Origin of the sequence: Bacillus cereus group sp. MYBKT14-1, assembly GCF_051915185.1 — a bacterium.
GTDB lineage: Bacteria > Bacillota > Bacilli > Bacillales > Bacillaceae_G > Bacillus_A > Bacillus_A cereus.
Genome location: NZ_JBQAEF010000011.1, coordinates 54,716 through 76,019 on the forward strand (window position 1 = coordinate 54,716; position 21,304 = coordinate 76,019).

Sequence of the window (21,304 nt, forward strand, 5' to 3'; positions counted from 1 at the left end):
ATAGGCATGATTTATTTATGAAAAACAAACCAGTAATAAGAGTGGTTCTTCTAGGGTTAACATACATGCGGAAAAAGAGGGATTTATCGTTTGTTAGAATACAATTGCATTTGTGAAAAAATAATTAGCAAGATAATTACAAATGTAATATTGAACTTTTAATAGAGGTGATAGCTGTGTGCTTAGTATGAAACAGCTAATAACCATCTACACAATATGAATAGAGGAGAGGGAGAATCTTATGAAAACAAGTAGGCAAATTACGAGTGCAAGTCTGACCCTTTTAATGGCTGGAAGTTCTTTGTTATATACAATGCCAAGCTCAATTGTAAAAGCAGAGCCCAATCAAAATGTATCTAATTCGTTACAAACAAGTAATCAAAGCGATCGTACTTCCGTTAAGAAAGCAATACGGGATTCACTCCAACTTGGATACCCTGGAATACTCGCTCAAATTTCTAAGGGTGGAAAAAATTGGAGCTATGCCGTCGGGATAGCGGATCTGAGAACCAAGAAGCCGATGAAAACAGATTTTCGCTTTCGCATTGGCAGTACGACGAAGACATTCATTGCAACAGTGCTACTTCAATTGGCTGGAGAGAACCGCTTGAATTTAGATGACTCCATCGAAAAATGGTTGCCTGGCGTCATTCAAGGAAACGGATATGATGGTAACCAGATTACGATTCGGCAGTTATTGAATCATACAAGTGGGATTGCTGAATACTTAAAGTCAAAAGACTATGATATTATGGATACAAAAAAATTGTATACGGCTGAAGAATTAGTAAAGATGGGAATTTCTCTTCCACCAGACTTTGCTCCAGGTAAGGGCTGGTCTTATTCAAACACAGGATACGTAATACTGGGTATCCTTATTGAAAAAGTAACTGGAAACAGCTATGCGGAAGAGGTTGAAAATCGGATTGTTGAACCGCTCGAATTGTCGAATACATTCCTACCTGGTAATTCAACTGTTATTCCAGGTACCAAACATGCCCGTGGATATGAAAGATATGACGGAGAAAGTGAGCTAAAAGACGTTACTTATTCTTACCCAGGTAGCTCGGATGGAGATATGATTTCTACTGCTGACGATTTAAACAAATTCTTCTCTTACTTACTCAGTGGCAAATTACTGAAGGAACAGCAACTAAAACAAATGCTTACTACAGTTCCTACAGGAATTGCTGAAATCGGCAGATATGGTCTTGGAATCTATGAAACTAAACTTCCAAACGGTGTCTCGATATGGGGACACGCAGGTGCCTCTCCAGGGTTTTCTACTTTTGCTGGAGGCACACTTGGAGGCAAGCATACATTGGCCATCAATTTGAATGGCCATAAAACTAGTTATAGTCCTTCGGATCCTTTTAAAAATATTTTACTTGCTGAATTTAGCAAGTAGGCAAAAAGGAAAAATAGATAAATTTTGTCATAGTTTTTATAGTTGAAAATATCCTTTTCTGGTTCAAAAAATACCTTAATTTTAAAGTTTTTTTAAAATTAAGGTAGTAAATGCTGTTAAGCTAATAAAACAAAATCCTCCGTAACATGAAAAACGTTATTCTTTCTCTAGAATCATAGGAAAGGATAACGTTTTTTTACATTTGGGGTAAAGTAGGTTCCTAATTTGATGGACATGTGGCAGTACCCTAGCCTATCAAGTTAATAGAACTGAGTTTTTCTTAAAATAAAAACCACCGAATTATAGAAGTGGTTTTGAGCGTAAGGAATTTGTAAGAAAGGAGTAAGAGAAAAGAGATTTTTATTGCGTATGATCAAAATGTAGAGAAGAACGAGAGGGGGAATAGATACTATATATTTATATAAAAACAAATTCATTAACAAAACTCTATGGAAGAAAAGAAGAAATTACAGAGGTTAACATACATCTGAAAAAGAGGAATTAATCATTTATTAGGTCAGAAAGTTGTTTGTAGAAATAATTGGTACATAGATGATTGCAAATTCAGTGTTGACTTTTATCATTGGGAGAGTTGATAGCTGTGTGGTTAGCATATGACATAGCTATCAACCATCAATACAATTTAAATAGAGGAGAGGAATGCTTTATGAAAACAAGAAGTAAAATTACATGTGCAAGTCTAGCACTTTTAATAGCTGGAAGTTCCCTGTTATACATAACACCAACATCAATTGTAAAAGCAGAACCTACGCAAAATGTATCTAGTTCGCTACAAACAAGCACTCAAAGAGAACGTAATTCCGTCAAAGAGGCAATGCGGGATACATTGCAACTTGGATATCCTGGAATACTTGCTAAAACTTCTGAGGGTGGAAAAACATGGAGTTATGCCGCTGGGTTAGCGGACCTGAGCACCAAGAAACCAATGAAAACAGATTTTCGCTTTCGCATTGGTAGTGTAACGAAGACGTTCATTGCAACAGTTCTACTTCAATTATCTGGAGAGAACCGTTTGAATCTAGACGACTCCATTGAAAAATGGTTGCCTGGTGTTATTCAAGGAAACGGATATGATGGTAACCAGATTACGATCCGGCAAATATTGAATCATACAAGTGGTATTGCTGACTATACAAATTCAAAAGACTTTGATATTACGGATACAAAAAAATCGTATACGGCTGAAGAATTCGTCAAAATGGGGATTTCACTTCCCCCAGACTTTGCCCCAGGAAAGGGTTGGTCTTATTCAAATACAGGATACGTATTACTGGGGATTCTTATTGAAAAAGTAACTGGCAACAGTTATGCCGAAGAGGTTGAAAATCGGATTATTGAACCGCTTGATTTGTCAAATACATTCCTACCTGGCAATTCAAGCGTGATTCCAGGCACCAAGCATGCCCGTGGCTATTTCCAACTAGACGGAGCAAGTGAGCTAAAAGACGTTACTTATATTAACCCAGGTAGCTCGGATGGAGATATCATTTCTACTGCTGATGACTTAAACAAATTCTTCTCTTACTTACTAGGTGGCAAATTACTGAAGGAACAGCAATTAAAACAAATGCTTACTACAGTTCCTACAAATAGAGAGGGAACCGGATATGGTCTTGGAATCTATGAAACTAAGCTTCCGAACGGTGACTCGGTATGGGGACACAGGGGGGTCGTTCCAGGGTTTACCACTTTTGCTGGTGGCACACTTGGAGGTAAGCATACATTGGCCGTCAATTTGAACAGTTTTAAAGCTGATAGTCCTGATCCATTTAAAAGTATTTTACTTGCTGAATTTAGCAAGTAGGTAAAAAGGAAAACCAGATAAAAAGTGAGTTTTAGGAATTAGAATAAATGTATCTTAACAGTAATAGGGGGGGTAATAGTTTAAACTGGAATCCTTAGAGCATGTCAAAAAACTAATAAGTAAGTATTTCAGGAGGGTTTTATGAAAAAGAAAATGATTATTGCAATTGTTGCTTCTGCTATAACAATGACTCATTTTGTAGGAAATACTTATGCAGATTCGAAAACAGAGGTTTCTGTTACAGCTCCCTACAATACAAATCAAATAGTGAAATGGTTAGAAGCACATGCAAAGCCTTTAAAAACAACTAATCCAACTGCATCTCTTAATGATTTGAAACCACTTAAGGATATGGTAGGTTCAGCTTCAATTGTAGGTTTAGGTGAAGCTACGCATGGGGCTCATGAAGTTTTTACGATGAAACACCATATTGTTAATTATTTAGTATCTGAAAAGGGCTTTACCAATCTAGTTTTAGAAGAGGGATGGGATAGGGCCTTGGAACTTGATCGATATGTTCTTACTGGTAAGGGAAACCCAAGCCAACATCTATCACCTACATTTAAGACGAAAGAAATGCTAGCTTTACTTGATTGGATTCGGCAATATAATGCTAATCCAAAACATAAATCGAAAGTACGTATCATCGGGATGGACATTCAATCAGTAAACGAGAATGTTTATAATAATATAATAGAATATATTAAAGCGAACAATTCAAAACTGTTGCCTAGAGTAGAAGAGAAGATAAAAGGTCTTATTCCTGTAACAAAGGATATGAATACTTTTGAAAGCCTTACGAAAGAAGAAAAAGAAAAGTATGTTTTAGATGCTAAACAAATTAGTGCTTTATTAGAGGAAAATAAAAGCTATTTAAATGGAAAATCTAAAGAGTTTGCATGGATAAAGCAAAAAGCTCGTATTATTGAACAGTTTACTACAATGTTAGCGACACCTCCTGATAAACCATCGGATTTTTATTTGAAACATGATATTGCAATGTATGAAAATGCGAAGTGGACTGAAGAACATTTAGGAAAAACCATTGTATGGGGACATAATGGACACGTTTCGAAAACAAATATGCTGCCTTTTATATATCCTAAAGTAGCTGGGCAGCATTTAGCAGAATATTATGGAAAACGGTACGTATCTATTGGAACGTCAGTTTATGAAGGGCAATATAATGTCAAGAATAGCAATGGTGAATTTGGCCCCTATGGAACATTAAAATCGGATGATCCAAACAGTTATAACTACATCTTTGGACAAGTTAAAAAAGATCAATTTTTTATTGATTTACGTAAGGCAAACGGCGTGATAAAAACTTGGTTAAACGAACAACATCCAATTTTCGCTGGAATAACTACCGAAGGGCCTGATATACCAAAAACTGTTGATATATCATTAGGTAAAGCGTTTGATATACTTGTTCAAATTCAAAAAGTGAGTCCATCTCAACTACATCAATAAATTTGTAATAATGTGGCTCAACGAAGTGTAGTATTGATGATAGTGTTAAGTGTCAATAGTGTTGTTTAGAAATGTCAGTTAGGTTATTTTATTAAAGGATTATTAGATGAAATAAATGTTTTCAAATTAGAGACGATGTGGGATAGAAGAACATTAACATTAAGTTAACAAAATAAAATTCTCCCTAATTAGATAAAATGAGGAACTAAGGAATTTATCCCACATTAACGGACAATAAGAGCTCAACCTCAAAATGCAGCGAAAACAAAGAAGTTAGGCTAGGTGGGTTGCCCGTAAAAAACTGATTGGTGAGGGCTGATTAAAGTTTACTTTATACGTGTGATGAACTAAATTAAGAAATTGATTAGGGTACGTCGTTTCTTTTAGGAATCCTTATTATAAGGATTCCTTTTTTGTACCAAAAAATTTGCAAAGAAAAAAGATAAGATTGGGAACACAATCTTATCTTTAACATAAAGAATTAGCGTATGAACAGAGTATAACAAGCGGCGAGTCATAGTCGATAGTAAACTTCTGTCATGTTTATAAAGAACAACAAAAATTGAGTAAATAAGGCTGTATTGATGGTTATGTCATACAAACCGTGACATTTTGACACTAACGTATGTGACAGAAAAATACTTAGGATTAAAAAAGTAGTTTTTAACACATTAGCAATGAATGAGGAGGAGAGATTTTAATGATAAAAGCATCAGCTCAAAAAACTTTGCAAGATTTTTATTTCTTGTTATTTACCTTTGTATCCGGTTTTTTTTACTTTTGTTTCTATCTGGTCAGCATTACATTTGCATTAGTAATGACGATTATTTTTTGGGGTATTCCCTTATTAGCGTGGGTACTACAAACAACTCACACGTTTGTTCAGTATGAACGCATTCAAACGAAGGTTTATACAGATATATCGATAGATTTATTGGAACCAAGAAAAAAAGAGGAAGGAGATAAATGGATTAAAGCGATAGATACAATCCTCAATAATAGCAACTGGAGGGCTATTTTTTGGCTCATGCAGAAAATTTTTGTTGGAATAATGAGTCTTATATGTGCTGTTTTACTGTATGTAATACCACTAGGATGTATCGTTACCCCCTTACTTTTTCAATATTTTAATATATACTTATTGGGCATTGTAGTGAATTCATGGGAGACAGCAATTTTTGTCATGATTGCTGGTTTCATTCTCATCTGGATACATAATCTTATTGGAAACAGCTTAGTTCGAACTATTGGAATGTACACGCGTTTCATGTTTAAAGCTATAAAGGAGTGATAATTTGTTTAAGACTTTAAAACTATGGTTTTGGTATGATTGGGCCTTACTTTGTATGCGCTTTATTGTTTGGCTATCATTGATATCAACGACTATCCAACAACAAGATCATTTGACAGTCCCACTTTGGATTATAATCCTTTGGGAAGTCGTTTCATTTTCAGTACCTTGGATTTGTTTAATGTTCAGCTATCGCTATTATTTATTTACTGAAATAATATTATTTGGCGGAGTTTGTTTCTATTTAACTTTATTATTTCCGTTAGCGTATCTTGCTTTTTTAATGCCAACTTTTATGATTGCGGCAAATAGCGTTCATAAATCTTACCGCTGGTCGGGTCCTATCACAATTATTTTGTTCCCGTTGCTCATTGCGATATTTTCCAAAGTAACAGATTTATGGGTAATCATCCTACAACTCAGTTTAGCTTTTGCTATGGGCTCTTTCTTTCGTTTACTGGCTATTAATTACCGTCAAAGTGAAATTATTCGGAACCAGAAACATGTATTGGAACAGTACGTATCCCAAGTTGAGCGGATTACATTACTGGAGGAACGTGATAGGCTCTCAAAAGACTTACACGATACGATGGGACATTCCTATACTTCAATTATTATGGGGATGGAAACATTGCGTATGGAATTAAAGTCTAAAGAAGGAGAGCAGCAGCTAGATTCATTATTACAATTGGCCCGTAACAGTATGGAAGAAGTAAGACTGTATTTACACCAATTAGATTTATCACAAGAGTCGCTTCCCTTAGCTACCACACTACAACAATTGACAGAGGAATTTAAGAAACATGCAAAAGTAAATGTACGTACTCGAATAATAGGGGAAGAGTATATGGTCTCCAAACAATCAAAAATGACACTATATCGGAGCTTGCAGGAATCACTAACAAATGCTGTTCGCCATGGGCATTCCACAGAAATCATTGTGTCACTTCATTTTGAACCACAACAGATAAGATTGGATGTACAGGATAATGGCTGTGGGGTAGAAGAGTGGAAGGATGGCTTTGGATTAACTGCAATGAAAGAGCGTGTAAGTCAGTCACAAGGAAGAGTCATTGTTTATTCCAAAAAAGGGGAAGGGACATTAATCTCATGTGTTTTACCGAAACAAGTACAATTGGCTAACGAACAAATTCGTCTGTGTATTGTCGATGATCATTCTTTTATCCGAGAAAGTCTTCATACAATTTTGGGTGGACTGGAGGATTTACAAGTAGTGGGAATGGCTGAAGATGGAGAACGGGCTTTGGAATTGTGCGAGAGACTAAAACCAGATGTAGTATTAATGGATTTAGAGATGCCAAATCTGGATGGGATTCATGCAACTAAAATGATTAAGAAAAAATGGCCGGACATTCGTGTACTCATTCTGTCAACTTTCCAGAATACAGAAAGGGCCAAAGAAATCATACGAAATGGTGCGGATGGATATGTACTGAAATCCATAGATTCGCGTGAACTAGCTGAATCAATTCGTCTAGTCTATCGAGGAGGCACGATGATTACTCATGACTTGTTCCATAGGATGTGGGAAGAAAATGAAGAAACAGGATTATTTGAATCACGATCAGCTGGAATAGAGTATGGATTGACGAAACGAGAATTAGAGATTTTGAAACTATTATCACAAGGAAGCCGTTATAAAACAATAGCTTCGACACTTTACTTGTCAAACGGAACAGTAAGAAATTACGCCTCCAATCTCTATGAGAAGCTAGGAGTTAAAAATCGAGAAGAAGCAGTACAAAAGGCAAAAGATATAGGATTACTTTCATGACTCTCCCACTTGAACTAGTTAGCTGAAGTTAATGGGGAACTTACAGATGATGCAGGACATCACTACCCAATCCCACATTTGAAACTACAATGAAAAATAAAGATTTGGAACGCCTCTGCTTTTTTGTGAAAAAAGTTGTTTAAAAAGGTTATTTGAATTCTCATATCGAAAAAGTAAAACACTATAGACGAAGACTATAAAATTTGTAGACTATAACTAAATTTGAAACAAGGTTTAAGGTAGATGAATGTTTTATTGAAACCTATCTTTACAAAGGACTGGTAAATAGTTTTCATATTTGTTAGTACATCGGTTCTAAATCTAAAAGTAAAATAGGTATTTCGATCAATAACATCTTTGATTTAAATGTTATTGACCCAATTTAGAAAATATCTATTAAGTTGCCATGAGTAATTTTAGAATTGAAAGAGGTAATTTCGTAAATTCGGGGATAATAGTACTCACTAAATTAAAGCTCTCTATAAAGAGAAGAATTTAGAAACTAAAGAAATCAGTGTGAAGGTGCTTGATTGTAGTCAAATATAAAATATGTTGTTTTGAGTTGAAGTAAGATGTGTAATTGAAAAAGATAACAGGATAATATATTTCTAATTATTTAAAGGGAAGGGGATGTGATTGAGGTGAATAATACATATAATGAAAAGACGCATACATTGATTAAACAATTATTAAAAAAGTTTTCACCAAAAGTTCCTGGCTTTGCATATATTGCTAGTTTTGATAGCGGAGTAACGTATAAAGGTGCAGTTGGCTTAGCTTCTATAGAGAAAAATCTACCCATAACTACCAAAACCGTTTTTAATATAGCCTCAGTTTCTAAACAATTCACAGCATTTTCTATATTACTCTTAGAACAAGAGAGGAAATTGAGTTTAGATGATTCAATTGTAAAATTTGTCCCTTCTATAGGTGCATATGCTGAACCTGTAACATTGAGATATTTAATTCATCACACTGGTGGACTAGTTGATTATATGGAATTGGCTCAAGCAGAAAATATTAAATTTACTGATATATTAACTGTGGAAGAATCGCTAAAACACCTTAATGGTCATCAAATTGCAAGGTTCCCTGTTGGCACAAAATTTGAGTATAGCAATACAGGATATTTTTTATTGTCATTGGTGGTAGAGAAGGTAAGCGGGAAGTCTTTACGTCAGTTTGCAAAGGAACGTATTTTTGATCCTTTACACATGAAAGACACAACGATTGTGGATTGCTACCCAACTACTATTTCAATTGCTAGAGGGTATTCAAAGAATGAACAAGGAGCATATATGGTCTATGAAAGCCCTTGGGAACATACAGGGGATGGAGCAGTTCATACAAATGTTGAAGATCTTGTAAGATGGGGAGAAAATTTAACTACAGGCACCGTTGGTGGAAAAGAACTTGTTAAAAGAATGAGCGAAATAGGTCCGAAAATTTCTCCAACTTGGGAAACGATTATTGACAATGAAGATTATGCTTTTGGGCTAAGGCTTGCAGAAGGTTTTAACTGTCGATACTTGGAACATTCAGGTAGCTGGGCAGGTTATCGTTCATACTTCATGCGGTTTCCAAAAGAATATTTGTCTGTTGTAGTACTAAGTAACTATGATGAATTTGACTCTAAAAAATATGCTAATGAAATAGCAGAAATTGTTTTAGAAAAGTAAAAAATAGGACGTAGAAGACAGTATCTAGATTTGGTTAACCTTACGTTGTTTTAGGTTTAATTGATTATGAGAACGGAAGGCAAGCATATATTTATGCCTGCCTTTTTTCGTATTAAAAGGAACATAAATATTAATATTTATACAGTTAAAATAAATTAGAAATTCTTTAAATATAGATCAATTAATGAGGTCAGATTTTAAATTTTTTAATTAAAATATATAAATTATATATAATGATTATCAAACTTAATTTTATTAAAAATTGAAATATTAATTAATATTCCTACCGATATTAAATTGACCATTAAAGAACTTCCACCAAAACTTACAAATGGAAATGGAGTACCTGTAAGAGGAAATAGTCCCGTAATACCACCTAAATTTACAACAGATTGCATACCAATCATACATCCTATACCAATTGCCATAAAACTGCCGAATGGATCTACACATAATTGTGCAATTTTTAAGGAGCGAAGTACTATAGTCAAAACTCCAACCAATAGAATAAATACACCAATAAATCCTAGTTCTTCAGAAACTATTGCCATTATAAAATCTGTATGTGGTTCCGGAAGATAACCTGTTTTTTGTATGCTATTTCCAAATCCACGACCAGTGATTCCTCCAGAGCCAATGGAAATAAAAGAATTTACAAGCTGGTATCCATTTCCTTGCGCATCAAGAAATGGATTGAAAATCGTAGTAATACGTGTCTTTTGAACTTCTGACAAACCATATTGAATCAAGAAATATAAAATAGGTAACCACAAAATAGAACTGATGATAGTTCTTTTGATTAGTAGATTTATATTTATTCCTGAGCAAAGAAATATGCTAAAACCTATACCTAATATTAAAAGTGCAGATCCTAAATTTGGTTGTTTAAAGATAAGAAAAAAAATTGTAGCTAAAAAGAATAAAAGTTTTCCGATACCTCTCCAGTTATTTTTAGCTTGTTTTTGTCTTAATGCAAAAAAGCGGGCTGTTACAAGTATTGTTCCTAATTTAAGAAATTCAGCTGGCTGTATTCCAAAGATCCATGATTGGGCATTATTTACCACTTTTCCTTTCCATAAAACCATAATCAATAAAAAAATCCCTCCAACCATAATACAGATTGAGACTATTCGTTTTTTCCATATTTCATATGGGAGTAAAGCACAAACTATTAACCCAATTGTTCCTAAAAGTAGCTTTGTTAATTGAGAATCAACAAAATGTCTACTGTTATAACCGTAATGTTGAACAGCAACAATGGAGCTTGCACTATACATCATGATAATACCTAAAGTACATGTTATGAATAGAGGAAGGAGCAATAGATAATCGAGTTTTAATATTTTTTTCATTTTAATATCCTCCTGATTTAAAACAATACATAATATTACATTTGCTAATGAATAGAATATTGTTCTCGTCAATTACTAAATATGACTTTTGTTTAGAAAGATTCTATCACTTACTCCCTGTTTTTTACGCAAAAATCCCCCTAGTATGTAACTAGAGGGATTCAAAATGACATGACTAAATAAGGCTTTTCTCCCCCTAGTAGAGCTTTGGCACTATACAACGTAAAGTAATGAAAATTCATTACTTAGCTATCTTAAGAAGAGCCTTAATCCGACAATTCCTGTTCTACCCATTGGCGTCTTTCGACATTTTTGGGCAATAGCCTGTGTTTGCATAGGAGCCTCACCTAACAGGTTAAGCAACATAAATTTTATGTATTTGTTTCGTGTAGCAAGCATAAATATATTTTTTTTGCTTGTCAAGCAACCGTATTTCTAATTTTATCTGTTTTATTGCTTTATAGTCCTTTGAGAAATGATATGAGAAAATGTATGTAATCATTCTGTATAAGTACATATTTTTGACTTTAGTGTATAGTTTGATTAAGTAGTTTAACCATATAAATTTGATAAACCGTAAAGAAGATTTTAATCATAAAAGAAGATTTGTTAAGAATATTCTTTTGATATACAGAATGACTAATTATTCATCCTCTGTTATAAAGTTGGAATTTGATTGAAAACAATAAGTTTCATATGTTTCATAACGTTTCTTCGAATTAAATCTATTTAAATTCTATGTTTTTTAAGGAGAATTTTAAATTTATAATAAAATATAATTTCATTTTCTATAAAAGATTTTTTATGAATGGATTTGAAAGTCAGTTGACAAATATTAAATTCTGGTTTAAATTTTGAAGTAATTCAATAAACTTTGTTAGGTGAGGCTCCTGTATAGAGAAACGCTGCTGCCCAAAAATGTCGAGAGACGCCAATGGGTCAACAGGAACGGTCGGATTAAGGCCCTTCTTAATGTAGCTGGTTATAAAAACCTATGCTATACAGTGCTAAAACTCAACGAGGGAGTGGTATACGATTTGATAGAAAGGCACCTCTGAGATTTTGGCAGAGCTGTCTTAATAATCATTTATTTGTATTGTAAAAAACCTTTACTCCTTTTTGAGTAAAGGTTTTTCTGTTTAATGTTATTTGTTTTATCTTGTCTATATTCAAAAAGGAGGTAATTCTAAATAGTGAATTGATTGCAATGTAACTATTATTGCTCTAATAAAAAATTTAAGACAGATAAAATAAAACAAAACCACTCATGAAACTCTAGAGTCTCCCTTAGCAATATGAGGAGGAGTTAACATGAAGAAATTATTAAATGAATTACTTGTAACCAAAAATAATTTGGATGCAGAGAAAATTTTACGTCATCCGTCGTATGATATTGCGCAAGAAGTAAAACAGTTTTCAATTGAAGATCAAATCATATTGCTAAATACGATTCCTGTATTAAAAAGCTCTAAAATTCTTCAATATATGAGTGCAGAAGAAAAATATAATATCTTAATTCACTTATCTGAAAACAAAGCTAAAAAGTTACTAAATTTACAACCGATTGATAAATTAGTAGATTTACTGCTAGCGGTTCATCCGGAAAAACAGGCTAAATTAATGGCGTATTTAGATAAAATCACAAAACATAACGTAAAAAAATTGATGATTTTCAAACCTGAAACGGCAGGAAGTCTTGTCACAAGTGATTTTGTTGCAGTTAGAGGAAATTGGTCAGTAAAAATGACATTGAAGTATATTAGGGAACATTCTGAAAATGTAGAATCAATATCTTATAGTTATGTTCTTGATAGTCATGGTTATCTTGAGGGGATCGTTTCCATACATGAGTTATTATTAGCAGCAGATGACGAGATATTATCTACTATCATGATTCAAGAGATAATTTCAGTACAAGCTGAAGTTGACCAGCAAGAAGTTGTAAAAAAGCTTCTGAATTATAATTTAGCAGCAATACCTGTAACAACAGCAAATAATAAAATGATTGGTATTATAACATTTGATGACGTAATGAATGTTATGGAAGCAGAAGCTACAGAAGATATTCAAAAGTTAGGCGGAAGTGAACCATTGAATCAATCTTACTTTGAAGCTAGCACTTGGAGTATTTTCTTAAAACGTCTACCATGGTTATTACTTCTTTTTGTTGCTGAAGCATATACAGGTACAGTATTAAAGTATTTTGAAGACGAAATTGAAACTGTAGTTGCTCTTGCTTTCTTTGTTCCGTTATTAGTAGGTACTGGTGGGAATACAGGAACACAGGTTGTAGCAACAATTACTCGTGCAATCGGTATTGGAGAGGTCAAATTTAAAGACATTTTCCGTGTAATGAAAAAGGAATTTGCAATAGGGATGCTTCTTGGACTTGCACTTGGAATAGCTGGGCTCACTCGTGCTTATATGTTAGGAGTTGGAACAGATGTTGCACAAGTTGTAGCAATTACTTTATTATTTATTGTTATTTGGGCCTCTCTTGTAGCAGCTGTTTTACCTTTAATTCTAAGAAAATTAAAACTAGATCCTGCAGTTGTTTCAGGTCCATTTATTACAACATTTGTTGACGGAACAGGATTAGTAATTTATTTCATGGTTGCAAAAACGTTATTAAATTTATAAATATACACTAAAAAAACGAAATTCGGAATAAGTATTTTGCCTAAATTGCTAAAGTATAGTGGGGAATTCAGACATGAGGAAATCAAACACTTTTGTATTTAGATAAATAATATTTTAATGGATTTATTGAATGTAATGAATGCTGGAGGATAAAACTATGAAACATCTCAGCAAAATCTTCAAACGAATTTTGCTTCTATTGTCTATTTTCATGCTTATTGGCATAGGCATATTATTTGGTACTAGCTATGGCCGAGAGCTTCGCATAACAATGGCTGGGAGTATACTAACTTCTCAGCATCCGCAATATGCGAAATATACATTCCTATCCCAAAAGGAACTAGATAAATTGCAAGATAGAATTAATCATCCGAAATGGTCAAATAGTGATGAGCATATTTATAAAAAAATAGCAGGAAAAAGGTTAGAAGAATTTAAAAATCAGCCATTAGAAATTGATGTAGAAACGATAAAAAGTAACAAAGATAGTCGCTTTCTTTTTGAAGGAAATTTAGTTACTATTAGCAATCCCTTCAATGTTAAACTTGTTAGCCATCAAGGAACACAGGGCGCTAACAGAGGAGAAAAAATTAGCGTAATGGCAAAGCGTAATCATGCATTTGTTGCTGTGAATGCAAGTGGATTTGCAGATGAAACAGGAAGGGGTGGAGGAAATGTTGCTACTGGAATTGTAATAGAAAATGGGAAAGTTATTGATACGAATATGGATAGAAATATCCCTACAATTATTACAGGCTTAACAAAGTTTGGACAAATGATAACAGGAAATTATTCTACACAACAACTTTTGGATAAACAAGTCGTTTCAGCAGCAGGATTTATGCCACAGTTAATTGTAAATGGAGAAAAAATGATTACAGAAGGAGACGGTGGTTGGGGTTCTGCTCCGCGAAGTATTATGGCTCAAAAAGAAGATGGTACAATTATGTTTCTAGTCATTGACGGTAGACAGACGCATAGTATAGGGGCTACGTTAAAAGAGTGTCAAGATATTCTATATGAAAAAGGTGCTATAAATGCAATGGCTATGGATGGTGGTTCTTCTGCTACTCTATATTTAGGAGGAAAGGTTATAAATTCACCTTCTACATTATCACATGAAGATCGTTATTTACCTAATGCTTGGGTGGTAACAGCAAATCCGAAACAGAAAATAAGGATGACAATAGATGGGAAAAAAATAGATGCTAAAATACCAGATGAATTTGATATAAATATTTCAACTGATTTATAAATTTCTAAGAAAATGAAGGTTTAATTAAAGTTTAAAGACTAACATCCAAAGAGGTTTTAAATTAATACTTTTACCATTTAATATATATTAATGAAGTGCTTATAGAAACACTCAATCATATGGAAATTCTTTTAATTGAGTAGTATTTGCTACAGCTATATGAAATGGACAACCTGTACAACGAATTGTTGTAATCAGATGAGTAAAAATTAATACGCAGAATAAAGTAGTGGTCATACCTGAAAATCATTTGATAAATAATGAAGAAGATGTCGGTTTATATTTAAGCCTAGTATAATTAAAAATGAAGCATATTACGAAAGAAATGGGATTTAAAAAAGGCTTAGAAGAAATCAAAGGTGAAAAATTGAGAGATTAGCTTATAGTATATAGAAATCGTTTAACAAAACCGTTTGAAAACAGTTAAATTCTTTTTAAACGACTTAACAACTTAAAATAGACTTTTAAGTTGTTTTGCATGTTTTTATATTGTTGTGGTATTTAAAGGTCGATACAAACGAATCTGAGAGACTTTTTTTTGGGGTAACTAGATAAAATAAAGAATTTAATATAAAAAGCGGTGCTAATTTATAAATATAGTGGGATGAAAATATTATTTCAGATGAATATGAAAGAAGAGAGGAATGATAGAAATATAAATTGTTTAATCAAATTCTCTAATAAAAAAACATTAAATAACTAGCTATATGATAGATGGTATTATTATTTTAAGAAGACGGTTTCAAAAGAACCGTCTTCTTTTTGTTTCTTTATAAAAAGATACAGATTAATTAATGCCCATTTTTATGTTTTATAAATGTAATAGATTTATTTTAAACAGCCTTTTTAGTAGTAGCTATTTTAAAGGTATTACTTCGCATGCTATAAAATTGTAGGCCTAATGAAATAATCATAGAAATTATCGCAAAGTAGATTAGAGCCATAGTCCCCATTCCAAGAGAAATTACTACTCCACCTAATGTGGCACCTACGGAACTTCCTAGATAGTTTATCGAACTATTGAGGGCCACAGCTGCACTTCCGTGCTTAGGTTGATAGGATAATAAAATATGTTGCTGTGGTGCTCCTGATGCCCATCCCATTGCTCCCCATATGAAAAATGGTAAGTATTTTATAATTGTTAGATTAATCATTATAGGAATACATACAACTGAGACAGTTAAAATAATTAAAATAAGAGCCATTAAAGTTTTTGGTTTTTTGAAGTAATCAATTAAATATCCAATTGTTATACTTCCAAATAATCCACCCAATCCCCAAGCCCATAAATAAATTGTTAAATCACTTGTGCTATCAAGATCTTGTAATAATGGAGATAGATAGGTATATAAACCTAAACTTGAAATACTTGCAAAGAATGTTATTAAAACAGTGATAGTAACTCTTTTATCTAAAAACATTGCAAGTCTTTCTTTCATAGCAGGTGGTGCAGTGACTGGAACATGTGGTAGAAACTTAAGAATACTAATAGCAGCAATTAAACTAAGTATTACCACAAACCACATTGCTGATTGCCAATCAAACTTGTCTGCGATATAAAGACCTATCGGAACACCTAATACAGTTCCCATACTCATGCCACCGATTGTTAAGCCAAGTGCGCGTCCTTTCTTTTCTACAGGTACTAACATAGTTGAGCCTGCAACAGCTAAAGGAGAAAATAATCCAGCACCAACACCAGCAATCGCCCTTGATATTAAGAATATCGAAAAGTTTGGAGATACTGCGGTTAATGCATTTGCAAGTCCAAATACAATTATTGAAGTCAATAGAACTTTTTTTATAGGTTTACCTGCTAAGAGAGAGGCAAACAGTGGAGCGGATATTGCATAGCATAATGTAAATATACTTACAGCTTGCCCAACTTGGGATGCACTTTTTTGATAGGTATCACTAATTCCAGGAACCAGTCCAGCAATAATATAAGCATCGAATCCCAAGGCAAACATACCAATAGCTAAAAAGATAACTTTTTTCATAGTTCTGCCACCTTTACATTGTCAAGATTATAATAAATTATCAATCTTATACACTCTAGTTGCTAGTTTTATACAGATAGAGAATGATTATTGAATCAATATATAACTCTATAATGATGTTACTTACAATTATAATAATTGAGTTATATATAATTATTGAATAATGCCATAGTAATTAAAAAATCTGCAGATTAAATTAAGGTAAAATAACATTTGATAATCATTACTCGTCTAGCTTAAGTAGGTTAATATTAGTATACTTAATGAATGGGATTAAATAAAATGAATAATATTAATGCAAGGGATGAAAAAAACTCATGAGTATTATTAAGTATGAAATTTTTGAATCAGTTATTACAACGGGGAGTTTTACAAAGGCTGCCGAAAAATTAAACATGACGCAATCTGCAGTAAGCCATGCAATTTCTAGCTTAGAAAAGGAATTAGGAACGTCTTTATTCCTGAGAACTGGTCGGACGATTACTTTAACTCCTCAAGGCACTAAAGCTTATGAGTATATTGGTCAGATATTAAATATAAACCGTAAATTAATAGAGACAAATTTTAATGATCAATTATTGCCTAAAACACTGAGGATTGGAGCCTTTACAAGTGTAAAAAAACATATATTACCTCCAATTATGAAAGAATTTAATAAATTGTATCCGTTTATTGAAATTATAATATTTGAGGGGACTTATGATGAAATACAAGAATGGGTTATTAATAAAGTAATTGACCTGGGATTTACAATTAACGGGGAATTCGGATGTGAATCCGTCCCATTTTGGGAAGACGAGTTAGTTATAGCAACACCAAATAACTTAAAGTTAATTCCTGAAGATTGCTCTTTAAAGGATTTCTTTGATCAAAATAATATTATTATGCCAGCAGCGCCATACAGAAATCAAGTTGAGAAATTTTTTAATCAGCACAGTATAGAGCCAAAGGTTCATTCGTATATAAGTGACTGCAATACAATTGTGAAAATGATTGATCTAGGAATAGGTATTTCTATAGGACCAAAGCTTTTCTTAAAATCATTTGATAATATAAAGATATATGAATTGCCGGATAGACATTATAGAAATATATACATATCTTATAAACATGCTACAGAATTAACACATGCAGAAGGACATTATGTTCAGGAATTTATAAAAATAGCAAGGAACTTATTTTAAGTTCCTTGCTATTTTTTATCCTAATCGTCCAAATCCACTATTTTCGTTGAGCAAGACTCTTTTCTCAGAACTGTTATATTTAACTCTATAAAAGCTCGATTTCTTAGAATCAATTTCATTAAGTAATTCCTGTAAGCGAACTGCATCTTTTAGATTTGGAAAACCAAAAGAAGGTTCTTTTTCCAGCATAACAAAATCAGTAACATCTTTGACTACATTTATAATTCGCTCTATTTTTCTATCCCCATTATATTCGTGTTCAAGGGAATTAAAGTATAACAGTTCTTCAGATTGTGTGCTAGTTTCTGTCCAAATTTTTACTGAATCTTCATACCAGTTTGGTGTGTCATAAGAGAGTTGTGCAAAAATTAATTGATTATTAGCATCCTGAAAAACAAAATCTAATTCTCTTCTTCTGAATAAGTTTACAAAACTACTATATCCTGTCACTACAGCACCATTTATTTCACCCATAACAGAAACGCTATCTGAAATTTCATCTCCAGAAATTGAATAATCAGACTTCACTCCTTGAATATGTCTTAATTGTAATGGTGAATTACCGTTGATCCATTGAACAAGATCTAAAGAGTGTATAATTTCACTGATAACTCCTGTTGTAGGTCGATAATCATTAATTCTATTTTTTTCCCATAAGAAGTTGGCGCGTACTAATTTTAAATTATTTTCATTTACATATGCTTTTAATAATCGAGCGGCTTGTGAATATCTTGCAACCATATTTAAACAAAAGCCCGATGTGTATTTTAATAGTTTCTCTGCATTTTCTAACTTGAAATTTGGATCAACAAAAGGCTTTTCACATATTACAAATCCATTGAAATTTTGAATTGAAAATAATACTTCTCCATGATTTTCGTCGTTAACGGATATTACTAAAATATCTGGCTTAAATACTTCCAAGGCAGATTCGATAGTCGGATAATACACTAAATCAATATCTTTTTGAGATCTTGAAGTATAAGCAATATCAATATCATTATTGTAGAGAGGTGAGATGTTGTGGAAAGCTTCTAAAAACATTTGACCTGAAAAACCCATTCCAATAATTAAAACTTTCATTTTGATACGCTCCTATTCTATTGTTTTAAATAATAACTGTTCCCCAGTTTGGAGATAGCCTCTTTTTCTATTGAACTCTTCGGCCATTTTACTAGATTGGACAACAATTTTTTGAACATTATTTTCTTTAAACCAATTATGAAAAGCATCCATCATTGCTTCTGCAATTCCTAGACCACGTCTATCTTTGCTTACTACAAGAGATTGTCCCCAGCCAACTCGTCCGTTAAGTGCACCTACCATAGGAGCGCGTGAATCAATTATTCCAATAACACATGAACATATTTTTGCATCTTCATCATATTGACCAACCTGAATTAGTACATTCTCATTTGAAATATTTTCTTTAATCCAAACGCGATAAGCATTTTGCCAGGCCAAATTATCTTCTTCACTTTTTGCTGCATAATGTGTGTCACCACCAGATAATAAAATCTTTCTTAATTCCACTAATTCTTCAGTGTCTTGAATGGTAGCTTTACGAATCAATAATTTTTCTTGCATAATCAAAATTCCTCCTAAAGTTCATTGTGTGATGGATCTGTATTTTTAGGGGTAAAATAACCAGACTAAAGACATCAAAATTATCCCTTAATTAAAATATAATGATATATTATTTTAATAATCATAAACTTAATTTGAGAAAGTATAGTTGATCTTTAACTATTAATTTTAATAACCTAAAAATACCTTTTTTGTAAAATTAGTTTTCACGAGCCAAATATTATCACGACTTAAATATTATATCAATATTAATTTTCTAACTCTTTAGAAATAAATTAAAAAAATAAAAAATCTATTTTCTTGTTAAATAAGTGGCTAAAAACACTCTATTTATAAGCTTTTCACTATTTCTAATCGAACTAAAGCTTAAAATTTAATATAAATATATATATATAGGAAGAGTAAAAATATAATTTACCGAAAAAATTTTATTTTTAAAATTTTTGTTTGTTTTTTGTTTGTATTATGCCTATAATGAGAGAGCACCACAACTTTATTAACATTTTTTTACATTACCCCCTTTAAATTGATAGTTAGAGAACTTATAATTGGAGGCACTATATGTATACAAAAATATTAAATGAAAAATTAGTAGAACTGAAAAAAAGTGGGCAATATCGTGAGTTTGTTACATTAAATCGAATTCGTGGGCAATATCCTTTAGCTAAATTAAATGGATCAGAAAATAGTCAGCCTGTAGTTGTTTGGTGCAGTAATGATTACTTAGGAATGTCACAACATCCAGTTGTTGTTGAAGCCATGCATAACGCAATCAATTTATATGGTGCGGGATCAGGTGGTTCTAGAAATATTGGTGGTACACATTACCAATATGAGGAATTGGAGTCATCATTAGCTGAATGGCATGGTAAAGAATCTGCACTTGTATTCCCGACAGGATATGGATCAAATGATGCAACACTTCAGTGTTTACTACGTTTATTTGAAGATTGTATTGTTTTTTCCGATGAACTTAATCATGCATCTATAATTAATGGGATACGTAGTACGAAGGTAGAGCGTACAATATTTAAGCATAATGATACAGAACATTTAGAGCAATTACTTGCATCACAACCATATAGCCGACCAAAAGTAATTGTTTTTGAGTCAGTTTATTCTATGGATGGTGACATTGCACCAATTGAAGAAATTGTTAAACTTGCTAAGAAGTATAACGCTTTAACATTCCTTGATGAAGTTCATGCAATTGGTATGTATGGACCTAGAGGAGCAGGGATAGCTGCTGATCTAGGTATTGCAGATTCAGTTGATATTATTCAAGGAACTATGGCTAAGGGAATTGGTGTTATCGGAGGCTATATTACGGGTTCGGGACCAATGATTGATGCAATCCGATCTTTTGCCTCAGGTTTTATATTTACGACTTCACTACCACCAGCTATAGTAGCGGCATGTTATACAAGTGTTGAGCACTTAAAGGTTTCTAACGTAGAAAGAGATGGTTTACATAAAAAAACAGAAATGTTAAGAAATTCTTTTGAAAGAGCGGGAATTCCAATTATGAATTCAAGCGAGACACATATATTACCAGTTTTAATTGGTGATGCAACAAAGTGTAAAGCTGCTGCACGTCAGTTACTTGAGAAACATAATGTTTATTTACAACCAATTAATTCACCAACTGTACCAATTGGGACTGAGAGATTTAGGGTAAACATTACTCCAAATCACACTGAAGAACAAATAATACAATTAACAAATGCATTGACTGAGGTATTTATTGCATTCGATATACCTTTCTTAAAGGAAGAACAAGTAATAGTATAATATCTGTATATAAAATTATTTTGA

14 protein-coding genes and 2 riboswitches are annotated in these 21,304 nt (G+C 32.8%); of the genes, 10 read left to right on the forward strand and 4 right to left on the reverse strand.

The annotated features are described in order from the left end of the window. The first annotated feature begins 241 nt into the window (after positions 1–241). From ACTFO4_RS22860 to ACTFO4_RS22885, 6 genes are all read left to right on the forward strand, one after another. Positions 242–1,408 carry a serine hydrolase domain-containing protein gene (locus ACTFO4_RS22860; protein WP_440014435.1) on the forward strand — a complete coding sequence of 389 codons (1,167 nt, stop codon included), beginning with the start codon at positions 242–244 and terminating at the stop codon, positions 1,406–1,408. A 667-nt stretch (positions 1,409–2,075) separates the two neighbouring features. Further along, on the forward strand, positions 2,076–3,233 hold the full coding sequence (locus tag ACTFO4_RS22865; RefSeq protein ID WP_063538672.1) for a serine hydrolase domain-containing protein: 1,158 nt from the start codon (positions 2,076–2,078) through the stop codon (positions 3,231–3,233). A 141-nt stretch (positions 3,234–3,374) separates the two neighbouring features. Further along, on the forward strand, positions 3,375–4,706 hold the full coding sequence (locus ACTFO4_RS22870; RefSeq protein ID WP_440014434.1) for an erythromycin esterase family protein: 1,332 nt from the start codon (positions 3,375–3,377) through the stop codon (positions 4,704–4,706). A 700-nt stretch (positions 4,707–5,406) separates the two neighbouring features. Continuing rightward, positions 5,407–5,997, forward strand: coding sequence for a sensor domain-containing protein (locus ACTFO4_RS22875; protein WP_440014433.1), 591 nt, complete (start codon positions 5,407–5,409; stop codon positions 5,995–5,997). Positions 5,998–6,001: 4 nt separating this feature from the next. After that, positions 6,002–7,792: a response regulator gene (locus tag ACTFO4_RS22880; protein WP_440014432.1), complete on the forward strand. Its 1,791-nt coding sequence runs from the start codon at positions 6,002–6,004 to the stop codon at positions 7,790–7,792. A gap of 641 nt (positions 7,793–8,433) precedes the next feature. Further along, positions 8,434–9,471, forward strand: a complete 1,038-nt coding sequence (locus tag ACTFO4_RS22885; protein WP_440014431.1) for a serine hydrolase domain-containing protein — start codon at positions 8,434–8,436, stop codon at positions 9,469–9,471. 224 nt (positions 9,472–9,695) lie between these two features. Here ACTFO4_RS22885 and ACTFO4_RS22890 read toward each other — a convergent pair whose 3' ends face one another. Next, on the reverse strand, positions 9,696–10,823 hold the full coding sequence (locus tag ACTFO4_RS22890) for an FtsW/RodA/SpoVE family cell cycle protein (RefSeq protein ID WP_440014430.1): 1,128 nt from the start codon (positions 10,821–10,823) through the stop codon (positions 9,696–9,698). A 185-nt stretch (positions 10,824–11,008) separates the two neighbouring features. After that, positions 11,009–11,185: riboswitch (M-box (ykoK) riboswitch) on the reverse strand. 504 nt (positions 11,186–11,689) lie between these two features. Further along, positions 11,690–11,855: riboswitch (M-box (ykoK) riboswitch) on the forward strand. A gap of 279 nt (positions 11,856–12,134) precedes the next feature. On the opposite strand from ACTFO4_RS22890, the gene mgtE reads away from it, so the two are divergent. Next, positions 12,135–13,463, forward strand: coding sequence for a magnesium transporter (gene mgtE, locus ACTFO4_RS22895; RefSeq protein ID WP_440014429.1), 1,329 nt, complete (start codon positions 12,135–12,137; stop codon positions 13,461–13,463). Positions 13,464–13,620: 157 nt separating this feature from the next. Beyond that, entirely contained in the window at positions 13,621–14,718 is a 1,098-nt protein-coding gene (locus tag ACTFO4_RS22900; RefSeq protein ID WP_440014428.1) for a phosphodiester glycosidase family protein, read from the forward strand. Positions 14,719–15,551: 833 nt separating this feature from the next. Here the strand turns inward: ACTFO4_RS22900 and ACTFO4_RS22905 are convergent. Further along, positions 15,552–16,718, reverse strand: a complete 1,167-nt coding sequence (locus tag ACTFO4_RS22905) for an MFS transporter (RefSeq protein ID WP_000755603.1) — start codon at positions 16,716–16,718, stop codon at positions 15,552–15,554. Positions 16,719–17,035: 317 nt separating this feature from the next. On the opposite strand from ACTFO4_RS22905, the gene ACTFO4_RS22910 reads away from it, so the two are divergent. Continuing rightward, a complete protein-coding gene (locus ACTFO4_RS22910) occupies positions 17,036–17,902 on the forward strand; it encodes a LysR family transcriptional regulator (protein ID WP_025687816.1) in 867 nt (288 codons plus the stop codon). Between the two features lie 15 nt (positions 17,903–17,917). On the opposite strand, the gene ACTFO4_RS22915 is transcribed toward ACTFO4_RS22910, so the two are convergent. Both ACTFO4_RS22915 and ACTFO4_RS22920 read right to left on the reverse strand, forming a co-directional pair. Further along, positions 17,918–18,985, reverse strand: a complete 1,068-nt coding sequence (locus tag ACTFO4_RS22915) for a Gfo/Idh/MocA family oxidoreductase (RefSeq protein WP_440014427.1) — start codon at positions 18,983–18,985, stop codon at positions 17,918–17,920. A gap of 12 nt (positions 18,986–18,997) precedes the next feature. Beyond that, positions 18,998–19,489 carry a GNAT family N-acetyltransferase gene (locus tag ACTFO4_RS22920; RefSeq protein WP_001156572.1) on the reverse strand — a complete coding sequence of 164 codons (492 nt, stop codon included), beginning with the start codon at positions 19,487–19,489 and terminating at the stop codon, positions 18,998–19,000. A 561-nt stretch (positions 19,490–20,050) separates the two neighbouring features. On the opposite strand from ACTFO4_RS22920, the gene hemA reads away from it, so the two are divergent. Further along, positions 20,051–21,280, forward strand: coding sequence for a 5-aminolevulinate synthase (gene hemA, locus ACTFO4_RS22925; RefSeq protein WP_440014426.1), 1,230 nt, complete (start codon positions 20,051–20,053; stop codon positions 21,278–21,280). The last annotated feature ends 24 nt before the right edge of the window (positions 21,281–21,304 follow it).